The sequence below is a fragment of the Perlabentimonas gracilis genome, assembly GCF_011174675.1.
Taxonomy (GTDB): Bacteria; Bacteroidota; Bacteroidia; order Bacteroidales; family Tenuifilaceae; genus Perlabentimonas; species Perlabentimonas gracilis.
Map to the genome: position 1 here is coordinate 40,064 of NZ_JAANIG010000005.1, position 19,290 is coordinate 59,353.

16 protein-coding genes are annotated in these 19,290 nt (G+C 43.0%); 6 read left to right on the forward strand and 10 right to left on the reverse strand.

The features are described 5' to 3' along the window. Nucleotides 1–137: 137 nt before the first annotated feature. From tmk to G8O23_RS03635, 5 genes are all read left to right on the forward strand, one after another. Nucleotides 138–815: a dTMP kinase gene (gene tmk, locus G8O23_RS03615; RefSeq protein WP_166361859.1), complete on the forward strand. Its 678-nt coding sequence runs from the start codon at nt 138–140 to the stop codon at nt 813–815. Between the two features lie 12 nt (nt 816–827). Continuing rightward, entirely contained in the window at nt 828–2,060 is a 1,233-nt protein-coding gene (locus G8O23_RS03620; protein WP_166361861.1) for a BT_3928 family protein, read from the forward strand. Between the two features lie 204 nt (nt 2,061–2,264). Further along, nucleotides 2,265–4,610 carry an FtsX-like permease family protein gene (locus G8O23_RS03625; RefSeq protein ID WP_166361863.1) on the forward strand — a complete coding sequence of 782 codons (2,346 nt, stop codon included), beginning with the start codon at nt 2,265–2,267 and terminating at the stop codon, nt 4,608–4,610. Nucleotides 4,611–4,672: 62 nt separating this feature from the next. Beyond that, on the forward strand, nt 4,673–7,012 hold the full coding sequence (locus G8O23_RS03630; protein ID WP_166361865.1) for an ABC transporter permease: 2,340 nt from the start codon (nt 4,673–4,675) through the stop codon (nt 7,010–7,012). Between the two features lie 101 nt (nt 7,013–7,113). Further along, nucleotides 7,114–8,040, forward strand: coding sequence for an oxidoreductase (locus G8O23_RS03635; RefSeq protein WP_166361867.1), 927 nt, complete (start codon nt 7,114–7,116; stop codon nt 8,038–8,040). 31 nt (nt 8,041–8,071) lie between these two features. On the opposite strand, the gene G8O23_RS03640 is transcribed toward G8O23_RS03635, so the two are convergent. Both G8O23_RS03640 and G8O23_RS03645 read right to left on the reverse strand, forming a co-directional pair. Next, complete coding sequence (locus G8O23_RS03640; RefSeq protein ID WP_166361869.1) at nt 8,072–8,659, reverse strand: DUF6992 family protein; 588 nt, start codon at nt 8,657–8,659, stop codon at nt 8,072–8,074. 96 nt (nt 8,660–8,755) lie between these two features. Further along, the gene (locus tag G8O23_RS03645; RefSeq protein ID WP_166361871.1) at nt 8,756–11,230 is read right to left on the reverse strand and encodes an outer membrane beta-barrel family protein; all 2,475 of its coding nucleotides are present in this window, start codon (nt 11,228–11,230) and stop codon (nt 8,756–8,758) included. Nucleotides 11,231–11,483: 253 nt separating this feature from the next. Between G8O23_RS03645 and pruA the strand changes: the two genes are divergently transcribed. Beyond that, a complete protein-coding gene (gene pruA / locus G8O23_RS03650; RefSeq protein WP_166361873.1) occupies nt 11,484–13,127 on the forward strand; it encodes an L-glutamate gamma-semialdehyde dehydrogenase in 1,644 nt (547 codons plus the stop codon). A 502-nt stretch (nt 13,128–13,629) separates the two neighbouring features. Here the strand turns inward: pruA and G8O23_RS03655 are convergent. From G8O23_RS03655 to G8O23_RS03690, 8 genes are all read right to left on the reverse strand, one after another. Continuing rightward, complete coding sequence (locus G8O23_RS03655) at nt 13,630–13,908, reverse strand: tetratricopeptide repeat protein (protein WP_166361875.1); 279 nt, start codon at nt 13,906–13,908, stop codon at nt 13,630–13,632. Between the two features lie 5 nt (nt 13,909–13,913). Then, complete coding sequence (gene nadD / locus G8O23_RS03660; protein WP_166361877.1) at nt 13,914–14,486, reverse strand: nicotinate (nicotinamide) nucleotide adenylyltransferase; 573 nt, start codon at nt 14,484–14,486, stop codon at nt 13,914–13,916. A 75-nt stretch (nt 14,487–14,561) separates the two neighbouring features. After that, nucleotides 14,562–14,936, reverse strand: a complete 375-nt coding sequence (locus tag G8O23_RS03665) for a four helix bundle protein (protein WP_166361879.1) — start codon at nt 14,934–14,936, stop codon at nt 14,562–14,564. Nucleotides 14,937–15,057: 121 nt separating this feature from the next. After that, nucleotides 15,058–15,621, reverse strand: coding sequence for a guanylate kinase (gene gmk / locus G8O23_RS03670; protein ID WP_166361881.1), 564 nt, complete (start codon nt 15,619–15,621; stop codon nt 15,058–15,060). 247 nt (nt 15,622–15,868) lie between these two features. After that, nucleotides 15,869–16,750: a YicC/YloC family endoribonuclease gene (locus G8O23_RS03675; RefSeq protein WP_219932398.1), complete on the reverse strand. Its 882-nt coding sequence runs from the start codon at nt 16,748–16,750 to the stop codon at nt 15,869–15,871. A 227-nt stretch (nt 16,751–16,977) separates the two neighbouring features. Beyond that, nucleotides 16,978–17,670: a tRNA (guanosine(37)-N1)-methyltransferase TrmD gene (gene trmD, locus G8O23_RS03680; protein WP_166361883.1), complete on the reverse strand. Its 693-nt coding sequence runs from the start codon at nt 17,668–17,670 to the stop codon at nt 16,978–16,980. Nucleotides 17,671–17,773: 103 nt separating this feature from the next. Then, nucleotides 17,774–18,535, reverse strand: a complete 762-nt coding sequence (locus G8O23_RS03685) for an SOS response-associated peptidase (protein WP_166361885.1) — start codon at nt 18,533–18,535, stop codon at nt 17,774–17,776. A 23-nt stretch (nt 18,536–18,558) separates the two neighbouring features. Next, entirely contained in the window at nt 18,559–19,167 is a 609-nt protein-coding gene (locus G8O23_RS03690) for a TetR/AcrR family transcriptional regulator (RefSeq protein ID WP_166361887.1), read from the reverse strand. Nucleotides 19,168–19,290 lie beyond the last annotated feature (123 nt).

Here is a 19,290-nt window from a genome sequence, read left to right on the forward strand (position 1 = left end):
AAAGATTTGCAACTTGCCTGCTGCATTGTTAAAGGATTTTAATAAACACCTGCTTTGGAGTTTTGCCTGTAAAAAATCATCCCAAGTTTTAGCGAAAAGTATAACTTTGTGGTTTTGTTATTAATCAGTAGGTATATATGAGCTTTATTGTGATTGAAGGGCTTGATGGTGCAGGCAAGTCTACGCAACTTCAGATGCTTGCCCAAAGGTTTAATGCGCAGGGGGTTTCGTGCGAAGCACTCCATTTTCCGCGAACCGATTCGCCTTTCTTTGGCGAGCTAATTGGAAGATTTTTACGTGGCGAGCTGGGCAAACTCGATGAGGTGGATCCGTATGTAGTGGCCATGCTTTATGCTGGCGATAGGAGGGATGCCGCTTCCATTTTACAAGGTTGGCTCAGTAAGGGTAAAACCATTCTACTCGATAGGTATGTGTACTCCAATATTGCCTTTCAGTGTGCAAAACTTTCAAATGCTGATGAGCAGAAACGCCTTAGGGATTGGATTTATGAGCTGGAGTTCGCATACTTTGGAATACCCAAGCCCACGCTAAATATCTTTCTAGATGTACCCTTCGACTTCACCGTCTCACGACTCCAGAATCAGCGTACAGGTGCCGATAGGGAGTACCTGAAAGGGAGCGTAGATATTCATGAGGAGGATTTAAGCTTTCAGGAGAGGGTGAGGCAGGTGTATTTGAAACAACCCCAATACGACGACTCGTTTGTTGTAATCCCTTGTGCCAACGAGCAGGGTAAAATGGGTAATAAGGATGAGATTTTTGCTAAGATTGTTTCAGCAATTGGTAATTTTTAATTTGTTAATGTTATGTTATTACGGTTTTTAATCTGGATATCACGCTACTTACTGGCCATTACTTTTATCTTTTCAGGTTTCGTTAAGGGAGTCGATCCCTTAGGATCGGCATACAAGTTTGGCGATTATTTTATGGCCTTTGGTTTCGATTTCCTTATGCCCTTTGCCCTCCCATTATCCTTTGTGCTGTGTGCTGCAGAGCTGGTTATAGGGTTGCTATTACTATTTAACATACGAATGCACCTGGCGTCATGGGGCGCAATGCTCTTCATGGCTGTATTCACTCCTCTCACATTGATCCTGGCCATTTATAACCCCGTTTCCGATTGTGGTTGCTTTGGCGATGCCATTATACTTACCAACTGGGAAACCTTTTTCAAAAACGTTCCTCTACTTGCCGCATCAATTTTTTTGGTTTACCAACGTAAGGGTTTAAAGCAATTATTGCCATTTCCCTACGAGCTTGCCATTGCTCTACTGCTGCTAGTGCTTTCTTTTATGCCTTCAATACACGGATACAGAAATTTACCCCTTATCGACTTTAGGCCCTATAGCATTGGCGCCAATATTCCGGAAGGGATGCAGTTCCCAGAGGATGCACCTACCGATGTGTACAAAACCATATTGTACTACGAGCGCGATGGCGAGGTGAAAGAGTTTACACAGGAAAATTTCCCTTGGCAGGATACCACCTGGGTATTTGTCGATAGCAAGTCGATACTGGTTGAGAAAGGGTACGAGCCGCCCATCAACAATTTTATGCTAACCGATTTGTATGGATGGGATTTAACCGATAGCGTTTTGCATAGCCCCGGTTACACCATGCTGGCCGTGGCCTATAGGCTAAACGATGCCAACACGCAGGCATTCTCAAAGCTTAACGAGCTGTATTTTAAAGCCAAGGAGGAGCGTATAAACTTCTTTTGCCTCACCGCTTCCACCGCCGATGATATCGATAGGTTTATTAGTACAACTGGCGTTGCTTTCCCTTTTCTACAGGCCGATGAAATTATGCTTAAAACAACGGTTCGCGCAAACCCAGGGCTGATCTTGCTTCATGAGGGAACAATAGTTGGCAAATGGCATTATAGGAACCTACCGGAACCTGCATTTTTTGAAGGAAACCTTACTTCAAAGGCTTTGGTGCAACAGCAAGCAAAAACAGATACACTTTGGTCTTATTTGCTAATCTTTACAATACTACTTACCAAGCTTATACTCTTTAAGGTAGAGAGAAGGAATTAGCTGTATTAACTTTACCGATCTTACCAAGGGCATTCAAAATTTGATGCCCTTTTTTTATCTTGGTGTTCGATAGCGAACACCAACCGTAACGGATATGAACACCTAAGGAACTCGTTTTTAAAACCTAAAAACCTATAAACTAAATTGATGTGTAATATGGCATAGATGTGGATATGCTATTGAAAATCTAAAATATATCCAATAATGATTAAAAACTATTTCACCACTGCCATTCGTAGCTTAATCCGAACCAAAGGTACCTCATTCATTAATCTGTTGGGTTTAGGTCTTGGTGTTGGAGTTTTTATGCTAATATTTCTTTTCGTTATTCAAGAGTTTAAGGTTGATAAGTTTATTAATGACAAGGATCGCATATTTAGGCTTGAGGCTGGTGAATGGGCTTTGCTTGGCCCAGGTCTAGGGCAGAAGGTAAAGGCAATCTGTCCCGAAGTGGAGGAGGCATATTCAACGCAACCTCAATTTATGCAAAACCTGATGGTGAAGGTTGGTGATGAGTCGATTAGGATCACTGAGTATATGCCTGTCACCAAATCATTTCCAGTGGATTTTGGCTTTAATATAGTTTTAGGTAATTCTGAGAATCCGCTTACCGACACCTACGATTTGGTGCTAACACAGAGTGAGGCCAAAAGGCTTTTTGGGGATGAAAATCCAATAGGGAAAAATATTACAATCTATGATAACTATAACCTCACTGTTACTGCTGTAATTGAGGATCCCATATATTTCCACATTCCCTTCAACGCCCTTCTTTCTTTCGATATTCTACCAACCCTTTATGGGTGGAAGGATTTGGATAAAATGTTGTTTTACAATATGAATAATCCAACTTACCTAAAGCTGGCATCTGCAGATCAAACAGATTTGGTAGTTGATAGAATAACCAAGTATATAGAGGAGCAATCTAAGTCAGAATTACCATTTGACCTTGCGCTACGGCCAATTGAGGATATTTATTTTAATGGAGCCCTACAGTTTGAGGGAAAGGTACGTCACGGAAATCCTAAGTTTATTGGGGTAATGATTGTGGTTGCTATTATGATCCTATTCCTAGCCTGTGTTAACTATATCAACCTAAGTACGGCAAGGGCTTCAACCCGCTCTAAGGAGATTGGTGTGCGTAAGGTTGTTGGTGGAGGTAGGCTAAGCATTGTTCTACAGTTTCTTGGGGAGTCAATTCTGTTAACTCTATTTGCGCTTATTATAGGTATTGCTCTTGTAGAATTAGCGAGCCCTGTTTTTGGAACCCTTATCGAACGCGAGCTGTCTACCACTCTTTTGATTAGCCCAAAGGCTATAGTGGTAATTTTGGCGGGAGGTATTCTGCTGGGAACAATATCTGGGTTATACCCATCTCTATATCTTAGCTCATTCTCTCCAACAAAAGTTCTAAAGGGCAAGGTGTCGGATGGTGCTAAGGGCAGCTCGTTTCGCAAAGTATTGATTGTTTTTCAGTTCACCGTATCCGTTCTGCTTATTATATCAACCCTTATAATATTTAGCCAGCTGCGATACTTTACCAACTACGACTTGGGCTTCGATAAGGATCAGATAATCAACCTAAGAATTCCCAGAAATACTACATTTAGCTACGATGTGCTAAAAGAGAAGGTGCAAAGCATTTCATCAGTTAGGGGAATTTCTCGTTCCAATTCAAAGATGGGTAGTATTGGTTGGCAAGAGAGCTACAGGGATGAGTATGGTGAAACGCACAACTTCTCATATATGCCTATCGATCCAGATTTTATAGAGGTTATGGGCTTGGAGCTTGTGGATGGACGAAATTTCGAATGGGACAGGCCATCGGATGTAAAAGAGAAAATTATTGTGAACGAAACCATGGCCAAGCATATTGGTATTGAGAAGGCAGGTACTAAGATGCTTTCGGGAGGTTTCTGGGAAACCGAAGTGATTGGTATAGTCAAAGATTTTAACTTTAACTCGTTACATTCGGGAATTGGGCCATTGGGGTTGCACTTTAGGGATAGGGATTACAACACCTATAATGTTAAAATTGATACCGATAACCTTAGAGAAACCATAAAGCAGCTAAACTCGGTTTGGGATGAGTATGCAGTTGATGAACCATTCGAGTACTCTTTTTTAAATGAATCGTTTGAGGAGTCATACCGGAGCGAAAAGCGGATGGGGCAGATGTTTGGGTATTTTGCGCTGATTGCAATTTTTATAGGCTGTATGGGATTGTATGGTCTTTCGGCTTTTATGTTGCAAGCTAGGGTTAAGGAGATGGGTATTCGCAAGGTGTTGGGGGCTTCAACCCTGAGAATTATTGGAATTATGGGGCGTGAATTTGCCATTCTGGTTTTTGTTTCCAATGTTATAGCATGGCCTATAGCCTATTACGCCATGTCGAGTTGGTTGCAGAGTTTTCCCTACAAAACTTCAATTAGCGCTTTGTTTTTTATTGCAGCATTATTGATGAGCGTAGCCATAGCATTTACTACTGTTGCATACCACTCGTGGAAAGCAGCAAGTGCAAATCCTGTCGATTCCTTAAAATACGAATAGTTGAAAATGGTTTTGTTATGAAAATGCGCTTATTATAATTGCCAAACTAACACCTTAAAGCTATGTTGAGAAATTACTTACTGGTAGCATTTCGTTCACTTAAACGGAATATGGGATTCTCCCTAATCAATATAATTGGGCTGGCCACAGGCATGGCTGCATCAATTCTAATCCTATTCTGGGTAACCGACGAGGTAAACTACGATAGGTTTCATAACAATATAAACGAAATATATCGTGTGTACGAGCATCAGGCCTACTCTGGCACCGACGATTTATTGGTGTATAACACCCCAGCACAGCTAGCACCTGAGCTTAAAGAGCAGTTCCCAAGCATAAAGCGAGTTGCAAGATTTTCTCCCATTTGGCAGCGCTCCCTAATATCAATAGACGATAAGCAGTGGTACATCCCCGATGGTTACTTTGCCGACCCGGAGGCTTTTGAGCTGTTTACCTTCGATTTTGTGTTGGGTAATCCTCAAACGGCTTTATCATCGCCTAACTCCATTGTTATTACAACCGAGATAGCTAGTATGATTTTTGGCCATGACGACCCGTTGGGTAAAAGCATCAACATCAATAGAGATTTAGAGTACACAGTTACGGGTGTAATTGATAGGCCTGAGAATACGCACCTAAGATTCTCATACGTTATTACATTTGACGATAATGTAGCCAAGTTCTGGGAAGGTGTGAACTTAGGTTGGCAAAGCAATAGCTTTTTCACCTACTTACAGATTGGCAAGGAGCAAGATGATAAAGCCATTGAGGAGCAAATAGCCAATGTGGTTGCCGATAATGGCCAAAGCAATGTTACTCTTTACCTCGAACCCTTAAAGCGAAGCTACCTGCACAACATATGGGGAACAGGTGCCATCGCCAACGTGCGCATTTTTTCTGTAATCGCTGTTCTAGTCCTACTCATTGCCTGCATAAACTTTATGAACCTTACCACCGCTCGATCAGCACAACGAGCCAAGGAGGTTGGGTTGCGCAAGGTAGCTGGAGGGAATAAGCTGCAGCTAGTGGGGCAATTTCTAGGCGAATCAATTTTATTAACCATATTGTCGCTGGCCTTTGCGATTGTTTTAGTTGCTGCACTTCTTCCGAGTTTTAACGATTTGTCGGGTAAAGCATTAACGCTTGGCTCGTTATCTGCAGTAATGGTTATTGCAATTGTACTTATTGCGTTATTCACAGGCATGGTGTCCGGAAGCTATCCCGCATTTTACCTTTCATCATTTATTCCTATTAAGGTGTTAAAGGGTCAGCTGAGCAAAGGCTCCAAAACTTTTCGAACCGTGCTCGTGGTATTTCAGTTTACCCTTTCGGTTGCTCTTATAATTTCAACCATAATGGTTAGCCGGCAGCTGGAGTACATGACCAATAAAAACTTGGGTTTTCAAAAGGATAATATTGTAGTAGCTTCGTTTAATGCTGGCGGACGCGCAAAGTTCGATATCTTAAAGCAAGAACTTCTCAAGCTGCCTGGTGTAGAGTCTGTAACCTGTTCCAACGCCTTGCCAAATCAAATTGGGAATAGCACTTCGGGGGCAAGCTGGGAAGGGCAGGATCCCGATGAAACGGTTCTTTTCTCGAACATACTGGTTCATTACGATTTTATTGATGTGTATGGGATGAAGATTGTTGAAGGCCGAACGTGGGATCCAGAGCTTGCGTCCGATTCGTTAGCAATGGTGATTAATCAGGAAACTGCTCGAATTATGGGGTTCGATACTCCTGTAGGAAAAACTATTGAGCTCTGGGGGTATTCTTTCGAGGTGATTGGGGTGGTGGAGAATTTCAATTTCCAAAGTTTAAAGAATAAGGTTGAGCCACTAATTATGTTTATGGCAGTACCTTGGCAAAATATGGTGAGCATCAGGATAAAGCCCGAGAGCATTGTGTCTACAATGGAAAGTGTTGAGGCGGTTTGGAATGATATATATCCTCAAGAGATGTTTCGATATAGCTTTTTCGACCAGTCTTTTGATCGAATGTACCGTGCCGAGATGCGGATGATGAAAATCTTCTCATACTTTAGCTTTTTGGCAATACTAATTTCCTGCTTGGGGCTATTTGGACTTGCAACCTATATGGCCGAGCAGCGCTTTAAGGAGATAGGTATCCGAAAAACTTTAGGTGCAACCGAGTGGCGTGTTGTGCTACTAATGGTTTGGGATTTTATTAAGTGGGTAATTGTTGCCAATTTTGCTGGATGGATACTTGCATACTACGCTGTAGAGAGCTGGCTCAGAGGATATGCTTATAGGATTGATGTAAGTCCTTGGGTTTTCGTTATCGCTGGTGCTGTAAGTGTTGCAATAGCCATTGCAACCGTATCGTATCAAGCCTGGAAGGCTTCTCGGGCAAACCCTGTGCTGGCGCTTAAGTACGAGTAGTTTTCCTTTATATACACTCAAGGGGTTGGCTAAATGAGTCCAACCCCTTTTATTTTGCTGTTTAGTATAGTCTTGTATTTTTGCATTAAAATTTGATTACAATGCAAAAGACTATATGGACAGCTAAGAATATTCCCAACCTAAATGGAAAGGTAGCAGTAGTAACGGGTGGCAATAGCGGGTTGGGTTTCGAGACGGCCAAAGCGCTGGCTTCAAATGGGGCAGAGGTGATTATCGCCTGCCGATCGGTTGAAAGGGGTGAGGTAGCAAAAGAAATTATACTACAACTAGTGCCTAGCGGAACTATTAAAGTTTTGCATATCGATTTAATGAATCTCGAGTCGGTACAACGCTTTGCCCGTGAGGTTAAGTCGATATACGCAAGGCTAGATATCCTTATAAACAATGCAGGGATTATGATAAGCCCTTATGCACTAACCGCTGATGGGTTCGAGAGCCAAATGGGAACTAACCACTTAGGCCATTTTGCGCTAACAGGCCACCTCCTCGAGCTGCTGAAAGCCACACCCAACTCGCGTGTTGTAACCGTGAGTAGCCTCGCCCATAAGCAATGGAACATTAGTTTTGGTAATAACCTGTGCGAGAGAGAAGAGTCGTACAATCGGTTTCGTGCATATGCTCGTTCAAAGCTGGCCAACCTGCTCTTTGCATACCAGCTGCAACGAAATTTCGATTCCCACAGCATAAACTGTCTCTCGCTTGCGGCTCATCCAGGTGCTTCGCATACCAACCTTGGTAGGTATATGGAGAGTAATGTATTTATCAAATTGTTTAGGCCGTTAATCGAGAGGATTTTACCCAGTGCTGCAGCTGGTGCATTACCTCAACTTAGAGCCGCCGTTGATCCAATGGTTAAAGGTGGGCAGTTCTTCGGGCCATCTGGTTTTATGCAACTTTCTGGCTCCCCGGTTGTAATAAAATCGAGTAAGAACTCCTATCGTACTGATGATGCTGTAAGGCTTTGGGATTTTTCCGAAGAGCTAACAGGGGTGAAGTATGAGTGGTGAGAAATTCTCTTTTTGTATGCTCTAAAGTTTATTAAAATGCAATGGTAAATGATATTCCATTTACCCCTAAAGCAAATGATTGCAAGGGAATATTAAAGTTCGATGAGTTGTTCAGCTGAATAAAATACATAGCCAAATCAAAGGTGAAGAGAAAAGAGGCTTGAAGAATTACTGATTGGCCATACCCTTTGAGCAAATCAGAGTATTTCTCATTTTTTAGTGAGGCTCGAATCATGTACCAACCACCAGCAGCATAAAGAACATCGAGCCCAGCATTAATCAGGTATAAATTCATAGTTTGGCTATGCTTGCTAAGCATCTCTTGGCTCGATAGTATTGAAAAGTCAGTGGTGAAATGCTGATATAGAGCAAATCCGGCAATACCAGCATTTACAACATTCCACATCACATTCATTTGCCCAAAATACTTGCGACTATCGTTGTGTTTTGCCCACCCGTAACCTCCGTATACAAAATTTGTCAAAGCCCATCCGCTTAGCACAAGCATCCCAGTTTTGTTGGTGTTGCTGCTAATGGTAAAAGCATCGGTGCTGTTTTGAGCAAACAGGGTGCTGGCGTAAAGTAAACCTAATGTGATTAAAATAAACCTTACTCTCATTTCAATTGGTTTTCAATATAAACAGATGGCAAATGGTAATGTTAAAAAAAAAGGGCAACAAAATGCTGCCCTCCCTTTTACCGATGTTATATTTAACTACTCCATATCCATATCCAGTCCGTCGCCATTGGGTTGCCTGTCGCGGCGTGCGCGGTACTCGTTAATCCTGTATGAAAATCCTAGGAACACGATTCTACTCTCACGTGTACGTTCAATGTTGCTGGTGAAGTTATCGCCCCAGGTTGACGATCTGAAATCCATGGTGTTAAACAAATCGCTAACGCGCAGCGTTATGGTTCCCTTTCTGTTAAACACGTTTACCCGTACACCCAAGTCCATCCAGTACATCTCCTCGGTAATTCCCTGTCCACCACCTGTTTGCCAAAACCGCATACTTCCGCCAACAGAAACTGATGGTGATCGGTAGTTGCCATTAAGCTGTAGCTCTACGTTTTTCCCAATATTCCAGGTTGATGAGGCTCTAACCGTCCAGCTGTCGCCCTGGCTTGAGCGTTCATCAAGCAAATCGGAGTACAGCTTCATATTGTAGTAGTTTCCGCTTGCATTTACTCTCCACCAGGGGACAATGGTTTGGCTAATTACTCCCTCAATACCAAGACTCTTGCTTTCGTCAATATTCTCGAAGGTTGACCAGGCCACGCCATCATCATCTACTACTACGTAGCGCGATACGATATCGGTGGTGTTGCGTTGGAATAAGGTTGCGCTAATTTTTGTTTTGGGTAAGCTGTAGTAGTAGCTAACCTCATAACTATTGGTGAACTCAGGGTTTAGCCACGGATTACCCATGCTCATATTAAGCGGGTCGCTATAGTCGATAAAAGGGTTAAGCATACGCGTGTGCGGGCGACTTACCCTGCGGCTATAGGCTACCTGTGCCGAGTTCTTCTGATTAATATCCCACTTAATATGTGCACTTGGGAAGAAGTTTAGAAAATCTCTTTTTATAGGCTCGTCATCGGTTGCTCGCTGATCGGCATTAGTATATGCTTGCTCAACCCTTAGCCCTCCTTGGTAGCTAAACTTGCCATCGGCAAATGTGTTGGAATAGATTGCGTATGCCGAGTATTGTTGCTCGTCGTACACAAAATTATTGCTACGAAGAGGATCAGGAATCCATGTGCTTTCCAATCTATTTGAAAAGATGTAATCGTTGTCTTGTGACCGAAGAGTTGCCTTAAGTCCTGTTTCTAGTCGTCCTCCATTGCCAATGGGTTGAACCAAATCGGTTTGTAACGTTAGGTTGTTGCCAATAAAGCTCGACTCAGTTTGCTCGTAGAGCCTATCAAATTGCTCTGGTTCCCACCATTGGGTCATATCGGTTCCACTTTCACCCTGCATTGAGTGGTAAAATACATCGGCAGTAAGCTCTTGTCCCTTCTGCTTCCCGTTAAGTTTGTAGTTTAGGGCAAAGTTATACGATTCACCGCCGTTAAACCCATCATTCTCTCTGAAGTATTGTGATGATTGCGATGGCATTGTTAAATTGGTTTGGGTTATATCCCACATACCAAAATCGCGCGAACTGTAACCTCCCGTAAATGTTAGTGTATTGGAGTTGTTGATAAAGTAGTCAACACCACCCTTAAAATTAATAAATTGCCCTTGTCTTCTAAAGTCCTGATCTTGAAATAATGTGCTTGTTGCAATATCGTTTAGGGTTGTTGTCCTATCCGATAGGGTTTGGCCAGTCATCTGATGCTGCCTGTAGCTTACATTGGTAAAAAAGTTGAACTTATCCTCTCGGTAGTTGAAGTTAAGCGTGCCGTTGTACTTGTCGCCGGTTCCTGCATTAAGCATAACCATTCCGTGGTATCCTGGGTCGCGGCGTTTTTTTAACACGATATTGATAATTCCCGATAGCCCATCGGGGTCGTAGCGGGCCGATGGGTTGGTAATCACCTCTACGGTTTCGATGATGCTGGCAGGAATCTCCTCGATGCTTGTGTAGGTTGAAGGACGACCATCAACAAGTATGGTTACGTTTTGACTGCCGCGTAGGCTTACGTTACCTTCCATATCCACCTCAACAGATGGGATGTTTTGCATAATTTCAAGCGCGGTTCCACCTTCGGCATTAATATCTTTCTCCACGCTAAATACTTTCTTGTCGAGGTTATGCGTAAGCATTTGCCTTTGGCCAGTTACCACCACGGCCTCAAGGTTTTCCGATGCTGGGTCAAGGCTCAATTCCCCAAGGTTTGCAATCAAATTCTGAGGATTCACGCCAAACGATTCCACGGTTAGGGTGTTGTAACCAATAAATTTCACCTCGGCAAAGTACCTCCCCATGGGCACTTTATCAATATTAAACTCGCCTTTCTCATTGGTAATACCTCCGGTTACTAGGCTTGAGTCGCGCAGGCGATAAAATGCTATGTTTGCGTACTCTACAGGTGCTTTACTTAGTTTATCAATCACTTTCCCTGCAACTGAACCTGTCATATTACTTGTCATTCCTGCACCTCCACCCTGACGTTGGCCTTGTGGAAAGGTTGTTATGGTTGATGCAATTAGCAAAACCACTGTTACGATGAATCTTGTTTTCATAAGATGTTTGTCCTAATGATGTAATTGTTTAAGTTTTCGTTTCACATTTGACCCGCTTTTGACCCCAAACTTGCGCTTAGGTTGATTAATTTTTCAGCTAATTGGTGTTAATTAAATTCATCAGGTTAACCCATGCCAATTCCCATAAACAAAATGCCATTATATATGTTTTGGGTTTAAATACTTGACACATTAATAAATGTTCCCTAATTTGTAAATACTGTATAACAACAAATAATTTAAATAAATAGATATGAATAACGCAATATTTAATTTTCAACGTCCAGACAATGAGCCTGTAAAAGTTTACGAGGACTGTTCAACAGATCGTACAGAACTGCTTAACGAGGTTCAGCGATTAAGCAATTCGGTTACAGAGATACCCCTGATTATTGGTGGTAAGGAGGTTAAAACAGGCCAAATGGGAGAAATTACGATGCCCCATAACAACAAGAAGGTAATTGCCCGATACCATATGGCAGGGCCTGAGGAGGTGAAAATGGCCATTGATGCTGCGCTTGAGGCGCATAAGTACTGGTCAACCGTTTCGTGGGTAGAGCGTGCCAGCGTAAACCAAAAGATAGCGGAGCTAATCTCAAAAAAATATCGACATAGAATAAATGCAGCAACCATGGTAGGGCAGGGCAAAAGCGTTTACCAGGCCGAGATTGATGCCGCATGCGAAACCATTGACTTCTTAAGGTTCAATTCATTCTTCGTTTCGGAAATTTACAACCAGCAGCCCCATTCCGATACAGGGGTTGTTAACCGAACAGAGTATAGGCCATTGGAAGGGTTTATACTGGCAATCACGCCATTTAATTTCACGGCTATTGGTTCAAACCTCAATATGTCGCCCGTGCTAATGGGCAATACTGTGGTATGGAAGCCTGCCACCACAGCATTGCTATCAAATTATTTGCTGATGCAGATTTATAAGGAGGCCGGACTACCCGATGGCGTTATCAACTTTGTACCGGGTAAGGGTTCTGTAATTGGAGGAACGGCAATTCCGCACCCAATGCTTGCCGGGATTCACTTCACTGGTTCAACCACAACGTTTAACCAGCTGTGGAAGCAGGTGGGACAGAATCTGGAGAAGTACAAGTCGTACCCCAAAATTGTAGGCGAAACGGGGGGTAAGGACTTTGTGGTAGTTCATCCATCGGCCGATGTGGATGTTGCCGCAACGGCTATGATACGTGGAGCGTTTGAGTATCAGGGGCAGAAATGCTCTGCCGCCTCGCGGGGCTACATCCCAAAATCGCTTTGGGAGCCAATTAAAAAGCGTATGCTCGAAATGCTCAACGAGATTAAGCAGGGCGATGTTTCCGATTTTGGCAACTTTATGAATGCCGTTATTGATGAGGCTGCATTCAACAATATTATGAGCTATATCAATATGGCCAAGCAGTCGACCGATGCCGAGATAATGTTTGGTGGCAATGGCGATAGCAGCATGGGATGGTTTATTGAGCCAACTGTTATTGTTGCCAAGGATCCGCACTTTGTAACCATGGAGGAGGAGATTTTTGGACCGGTGTTCACGGTTTACGTATACGATGACGAGAAGTGGGAGGAAACCCTGAAACTAGTAGATGAAACATCACCCTATGGGTTAACTGGTGCGGTTATTTCAACCGATAGGAAAGCGTTGAATCAGGCATGCTCTGTGCTGCGTTACGCTGCAGGGAACTTCTACTTTAACGATAAGCCTACAGGCGCAGTGGTAGGACAGCAGCCATTTGGCGGTGCGCGTGGTAGTGGAACCAACGATAAGGCTGGAGGTCCATACAACTTGCTTCGCTGGACCAGCCCTCGTACAGTTAAGGAAACCCTTGTACCCCCAACCGATTTTAAATATCCTTACATGGAGAAACGTAATTGTTTAGGGTAGTACGTTGGTAATAAAACGGAAGGCAGCTTGCAATCTGAAAATTGATTTGCAGCTGCCTTTTTTGTATTTCATACTCACAGACCTCCTGTCGAACTGCTCAGGGCATCGCAGGCTCAGAAACCTGCATCTCAATCATTCAACTTGTCTCGGGATGCGAAGCATAACGAGATCATTCAATCATTCAATCCTTAAGAAGTTGACAACTTTCCTGCCCTTGGTAGGCTTGCCTGCCCTTGGTAGGCTTGCCAGCCCTTTTCTTTGGCAGGTAGCTTCGCACAATCAACCAACCTGCATACTCTGACGCCAGTCAGCCAGCTTGCCTACTGGCAAGCAGGGTCAACAAATCCTTAAGACGCTGACAGTTTATCTGCCTCTGGTAGGCTTGCCTGCCCTTGGTAGGCTTGCCTGCTCTTTTCTTTGGCAGGGAGCTTCGCACCCTGTCTGCCGACAGGCAGGGCTGTCAGCCTGCCTGCAAAGGCAGGGTCAATCAACCAATCCTTATTTAAGGATTATACAAATCGGGGTTCCGAAATGCCATAATCTGCTTCACCATCTCCAGCGATACCTTGGCCTGATTGTGGGATGGATCAATATCGAGGGTTTTGTAAAAATCGTTCATGGCGGCCGTGTGGTTTCCCATTTGACGATGTACCTTTCCCCTGTGAAAGTAAGCCTCTGCATTTAGTGGATCATTCTCTATTGCTTTGGTAAGTAGATCCTCGGCCTTTGCCAAGTCGCCAGCATACAGTGCCTGCAGTCCCATATCAAAATCTTTGCTCATTATATTCAGTATATCTTGTTATCCATTAGGTACTGGTATGCCCTTGGGGGCATAAAGTAGTCAACTCTCTTGCCCTGCGATATGGCATTGCGCACGAAGGTTGAGCTTATCTCCATAATTGGAGCATTTATAATATCAACATTATACATTGCTTTTAGCTCACTGGTATTTGAACCTAATCGGGGGTAAACCATAATTCGGTTATTTGCGAGCAACGATTGGTAATCTTTCCACTTCTCGATGCTGTCCATAGAATCGGCGCCCATAAGCACAGTAAACTCCCTTTTAGGATATTTTGCCTTAAGGGCTTTAAGCGTATCGATGGTGTAGGAGGGGCGAGGCATGCTCATCTCAATATCGCAAAGCGAAATTTTGGGTTGATATATCTCCGTAGCCAGTCGAACCATTTCCAGTCGATGATTATCGGGAGCAAGTTCTGCCTGTTCCTTTAGCGGGTTGTGCGGGCTAACCACAAACCACACCTCTTGCAAATCGGTAAACTCGAGCATATATCCAGCAATGGCTATATGACCGTTGTGAATTGGATTGAAGGAACCGAAGAAGAGACCTGTTTTCATGGTTTGGACTCATTATTAATTTGAATGCATACAATAATTGGCAGTTGGCAACTTGGCAGTTGGCAATTGGAAACATTAGGAACTAGGCATATATTTTTCTGGGTTTTCAATCATATGGTTTATTAAGCGACCAATCTCTTCAGACTTAGATAATAAACCGTTGTATTCACCTTCAGTGATGTATTTACATTCAAATGCAAAATCAAGAGACACCTGACTTTCCGTGTTTTCCATATCAGCATCACTCATTTTGCTTGAGAAATGCTTTGGATATTGGCGTTTGCGATATCCTTCTCCAATGGCTCTGCAAACAGCTCGTGATGATCGTCTAATCTGATCGGTTAGTTCATAACGTTCCTCTTTGGGAAAACTCTTTGTAATCTCAAAGATTTCCATGGCCCAAGCAATTGCTTTTTTATATACAGTTAAATCCCTGAAACTACCTACCATTTAGTCAATTGTTTTTTAGGTTTCCAATCAAATAAACTCTAAAAAATGGTTTAATTACATATATACTTTCAATACCTTTTGTTATTTCTCCTTGCCAACTGCCAAGTTGCCAACTGCCAACTTAAGAAATAAACTCCTCAACCAGCCTCTCAGCCTTGGCTATGGCCTCTTCAAGGTTGTCGTTTACAACAATCTTGTCAAAATCCTTTGCGTACGACATTTCCTCCATGGCCTTGCCAACTCTCTTTGTTAGACTTTCGGGTGTTTCGGTGCCACGCAATTCAAGGCGTAATCGCAATGCTTCAACAGAAGGTGGCATTACGAATATGGCCAACGCCCTATCGGCAAACTGTTTTTTTAGATTGAGTCCTCCCACAACATCCACATCAAAAACCACGTGGTTCCCCTTGTTCCATATTCGCTCAATTTCCGACTTTAATGTTCCGTAGTACGAACCGGGGTACACCTCTTCCCACTCTACAAACTCGTTATTGTCAATTTTTGCCCTAAACTCATCGGGTTTCAGAAAATAGTAATCGTGCCCATGCACTTCGCCCTCACGTTTTGCTCGGCTGCAGGCCGATACGGAGAACTCAATATTATGCATTTTTTGTAAGAGGCTGCGCACAATGGTTGTTTTGCCGGAGCCCGATGGGGCGGAGAATATTAGTAGTTTCCCTTTCATATCGTAATTAGAGGAGGTGTGAGTGTATAATCTAATTATTTAAATAATTCAAGTGTTATGTTAGGTAGTGTTTTTTTTAACAATCAATCATCCAATATGCATGGTTGGTTGCTTCGACAGGCTCAGCAACCGATCAATCTGCATGGTTGGTTGCTTCGACAGGCTCAGCAACCGATCAATCATTCAATCTCTCTATAATTATGATGGCTTCGTTGTACCTACTCGCCATGACTAGAAAAATCATATCTTACAAAACGTTCAGTAGCTGCTCCTTAATCTTCTCCAGCTCATCCTTCATGCGTACCACAATTTTTTGTATTTCGGCGTGGTTGGCCTTTGAGCCCAGAGTGTTAATCTCACGACCCATCTCCTGAGCAATAAAGCCAAGCTTGCGCCCAGCAGGTTCATCGTCGTTAAGGGTGTCAATAAAATACTTGCAATGGTTGGTAAGTCGCACCTTCTCCTCGTTGACATCAAACTTTTCCATATAGTAGATTAGCTCCTGCTCAAATCGGTTTTTATCAACGGATGCATCGTTGCCCATCTTTTCAAGGTTCTCGGTAATTCGATTTTTGATGGTTTCAATCCTTTCGCCCTCGAATGGCGAAACTTGCTGGAGTAGTTCGCCTATGGAGTTTACCTTGTTCACCAAATCCTGCTCGGTAATCTTACCCTCCTGATCGCGGAAGGTGTTTAGGTTGGCTATGGCCATATCAACACAATTCAGTAATGAATTCCACTCATCATCGCTAATCTCATCGGCCTGGGCATTGAAAATATCGGGTAGCCTAAGGATGGTTTGCACTAACGGCTCGCTTTGCATTGGCATTTTCAACTCGCTGGTAATGCTGCTAATTTGCTCAAGGTACGATTTGAATACTTCGCGGTTGATTGTGGGAGCCGAGCTGCTAGCATCCTTCTCAACCGACACGTAGAAATCGACTTTTCCTCGTACAATGCTTTGCGAAAGCTTATTGCGGATTTCCAACTCCTTTTCCTTGTATATCATTGGCATTTTAAGGGCAGAGATGTCGAGCTGTTTGCTGTTAAGCGATTTTACTTCAACAACAATTTTCTTTCCGTTTACCATTACCTCGGCCTTGCCGAAGCCTGTCATCGATCTTGTCATATTATTTTATGTCTAAAGTCTAAAAGTCTGAAAGTCTAAAAGTCTAAAGTCTAAAAGTCAAAAGTCTAATGTCTAATGTCTGAAAGTCAAAAGTCTAAAGCCTGAATGTCAAGAAATTTGCCCTGATATTGCCGAAGAGTTGAAGGTTTAGAGTTGTGTAACGGCATTTCAACCAGCCTACCAATAAAGACAGGGTCAATCACTCACTCCCTCAATCATTCATTCATTCACCCATCCTCCTCCAACCCCTCAAGCAGCTCCGGTCTTAAACGTTTTGTACGCTCAAGCGCCTGTTCCATTTGCCATTTTTCAATTGCCTTAAAGTTCCCCGATGTTAGTACCTCAGGAACTTTCCAACCATTAAACTCAGCCGGTCGGGTATAAACTGGCGGTGCCAGAAGGTTATCCTGAAAAGAATCGGTAAGAGCAGAGGTTTCGTTGGATAGCACGCCAGGGACTAGCCTAACCACGCTATCAACAATAATGGCAGCAGCCAGCTCGCCACCCGATAGCACGTAATCGCCAATGGAGATTTCACGGGTAATAAGGTGCTCCCTAACCCGGTGGTCAATCCCCTTGTAATGCCCGCAAAGTATAATGATATTTCCTTTAATACTTAGCCCATTTGCAACTTGTTGCGTAAGCCTTTGGCCATCGGGCGAGGTGTATATAACCTCATCGTAATCGCGTTCGCTTTTCAATTTTCTGATAACCTTGAAGATGGGCTCTATCTTCATTACCATACCAGCATCGGGGCCAAAGGCGTAATCGTCGACCGTGCGATGCTTGTCGGTGGTGTACTCACGCAGGTGATGTAGGTGAATGTCGACCAACCCCTTGGTCTGTGCACGTTTTATAATGGAGTGGCTCAGTGGGCTCTCTAGTATCTCGGGTAAAACGGTAATTATATCTATTCGCATATCGATATGAAAATATGCTGCAAAGGTATGAAAAGTTGTGGATTTATTGATTTGATGCCTTTATGGCAATGAATTTATCAATCTTTGAAGTGGAAGGGGAGTGCTAAAAGCCGATGGTAAGCTGGGTATTGTTGCTGTTTTTTTGGGTTGCCCCATTTTCGTAGTCATAGGAAGCCAAAATATCATCATTAGCTATCTGCTGGTGATCGGATAAAAATGGTTTGATGGTATGAGCCTTGAGCTCGGGAGAAGCTAGTTCTCTAAGGTAACTGTTTAAGTTGTTTTTGTTGATTTGTGTCGAAAGCCAGATGCTAAGTTGATCCGTAGGCAGTATAATTGGCATCCGTTTCTTGGTGTTGTGGATGCGGCTCATCAGCTCGTTGGCTTGCGTGGTAAGGATTGTGTAAGTGAAATGCTGCTGCCCTTGCTCATCGCTCCAGCAATCCCAAATGCCTGCAAAGGCAAATAGGTTCTCGCTTGAGAGTGTTATGTAGTAGGGAATCCTTTGCTTGTTAACATGCTGCCACTCAAAGAAACCGGACGCTAAAACTAGGCATCTTTGATTATTGATTGCATTTCCAAACGTTTTGCTCTTGACTGCCGTCTCGCTTTTTGCGTTTAGGGTATTGTATTGTTTAGCAAAGCTATCGGCGTTTTCTTTTCCATTAACACTTTTAGGAATGAGTCCCCATTGAAAGTACTCAACCTCGCCAACGCAATTGCTTGATATCACAGGCAAACAAGGGCGTTCAAATCCATTAACAACAAGTTTCTTCGGGATATTTATAAGCTTATCTCGGCTAATCAGTCCCGATTTAACAATGTCATCGGGTTTCTTAGTGTTTATGGAGTAGTAAAAGCACATGAATACATAGCTGCTGCTCTGCCCTATACCTTAAGATAGCTGATAACCATTTCGCTGATATGCTCCTTGCGGGCTTTAATAAACTGAATGTACTCCTCGGGGCTAAATGAGTTTCTATCGGTTATCAGCTCTTTTATTGCAAAAGGAAAAAGGATAAGCGAAATTAGGCTAATGTATAGCTGTTCGGGGTCAACAGCCTTTACATTCCCAGCCTTGGCTTCCTTTGCCAGCTGGTTACAAAACTTTTCCGAGTTGTAAAGAGCAAGAACAGCACCCATTGTCTTAATCTTCTCTGGATTACGATGGATAACAGAAAGCACAAAGGAGACAAGTATCGGCTTTTCTAGAAGGATGTCGATGTAAGCGTAGGTGTAATCCTTAACTTTCTTTTCGATGGGGATCTCGTCTTCCAAAATCTCCCTTATGGTAACGGCTCTCTCTTTTACCAGCGTATCAAAAATAGTTTCGAACAGCTTCTCCTTCGACTGGAAGTAGTAATTCATTAGCGATAAGTTGATTCCAGCCTTGGTGGCAATCTCACGAACTCCAACCCTGTCAACTCCTTTCTTAAGGAATAGTTCGGTGGCTGTGGTCAGTATTTTTTGCTTGGTTTTTATTGAGCTTTTATTCATAATGTTATCGTTTTGCAGCAAAAATATGAATTGTTTGCGTTATAACAATACAAAAGAAACAATTGTTTAAAACGGGTATGCAGAAATTTCTCCTGTCTCTAATTTTACAACAACAAAGTATGA

Excerpts from the sequence above, each read along its gene's own strand:
- tmk (WP_166361859.1), top strand. The coding sequence starts at position 138 with ATGAGCTTTATTGTGATTGAAGGGCTTGATGGTGCAGGCAAGTCTACG.
- G8O23_RS03620 (WP_166361861.1), top strand. The coding sequence starts at position 828 with ATGTTATTACGGTTTTTAATCTGGATATCACGCTACTTACTGGCCATT.
- G8O23_RS03625 (WP_166361863.1), top strand. The coding sequence starts at position 2,265 with ATGATTAAAAACTATTTCACCACTGCCATTCGTAGCTTAATCCGAACC.
- G8O23_RS03630 (WP_166361865.1), top strand. The coding sequence starts at position 4,673 with ATGTTGAGAAATTACTTACTGGTAGCATTTCGTTCACTTAAACGGAAT.
- G8O23_RS03635 (WP_166361867.1), top strand. The coding sequence starts at position 7,114 with ATGCAAAAGACTATATGGACAGCTAAGAATATTCCCAACCTAAATGGA.
- G8O23_RS03640 (WP_166361869.1), bottom strand. The coding sequence starts at position 8,659 with ATGAGAGTAAGGTTTATTTTAATCACATTAGGTTTACTTTACGCCAGC.
- G8O23_RS03645 (WP_166361871.1), bottom strand. The coding sequence starts at position 11,230 with ATGAAAACAAGATTCATCGTAACAGTGGTTTTGCTAATTGCATCAACC.
- pruA (WP_166361873.1), top strand. The coding sequence starts at position 11,484 with ATGAATAACGCAATATTTAATTTTCAACGTCCAGACAATGAGCCTGTA.
- G8O23_RS03655 (WP_166361875.1), bottom strand. The coding sequence starts at position 13,908 with ATGAGCAAAGATTTTGATATGGGACTGCAGGCACTGTATGCTGGCGAC.
- nadD (WP_166361877.1), bottom strand. The coding sequence starts at position 14,486 with ATGAAAACAGGTCTCTTCTTCGGTTCCTTCAATCCAATTCACAACGGT.
- G8O23_RS03665 (WP_166361879.1), bottom strand. The coding sequence starts at position 14,936 with ATGGTAGGTAGTTTCAGGGATTTAACTGTATATAAAAAAGCAATTGCT.
- gmk (WP_166361881.1), bottom strand. The coding sequence starts at position 15,621 with ATGAAAGGGAAACTACTAATATTCTCCGCCCCATCGGGCTCCGGCAAA.
- G8O23_RS03675 (WP_219932398.1), bottom strand. The coding sequence starts at position 16,750 with ATGACAAGATCGATGACAGGCTTCGGCAAGGCCGAGGTAATGGTAAAC.
- trmD (WP_166361883.1), bottom strand. The coding sequence starts at position 17,670 with ATGCGAATAGATATAATTACCGTTTTACCCGAGATACTAGAGAGCCCA.
- G8O23_RS03685 (WP_166361885.1), bottom strand. The coding sequence starts at position 18,535 with ATGTGCTTTTACTACTCCATAAACACTAAGAAACCCGATGACATTGTT.
- G8O23_RS03690 (WP_166361887.1), bottom strand. The coding sequence starts at position 19,167 with ATGAATAAAAGCTCAATAAAAACCAAGCAAAAAATACTGACCACAGCC.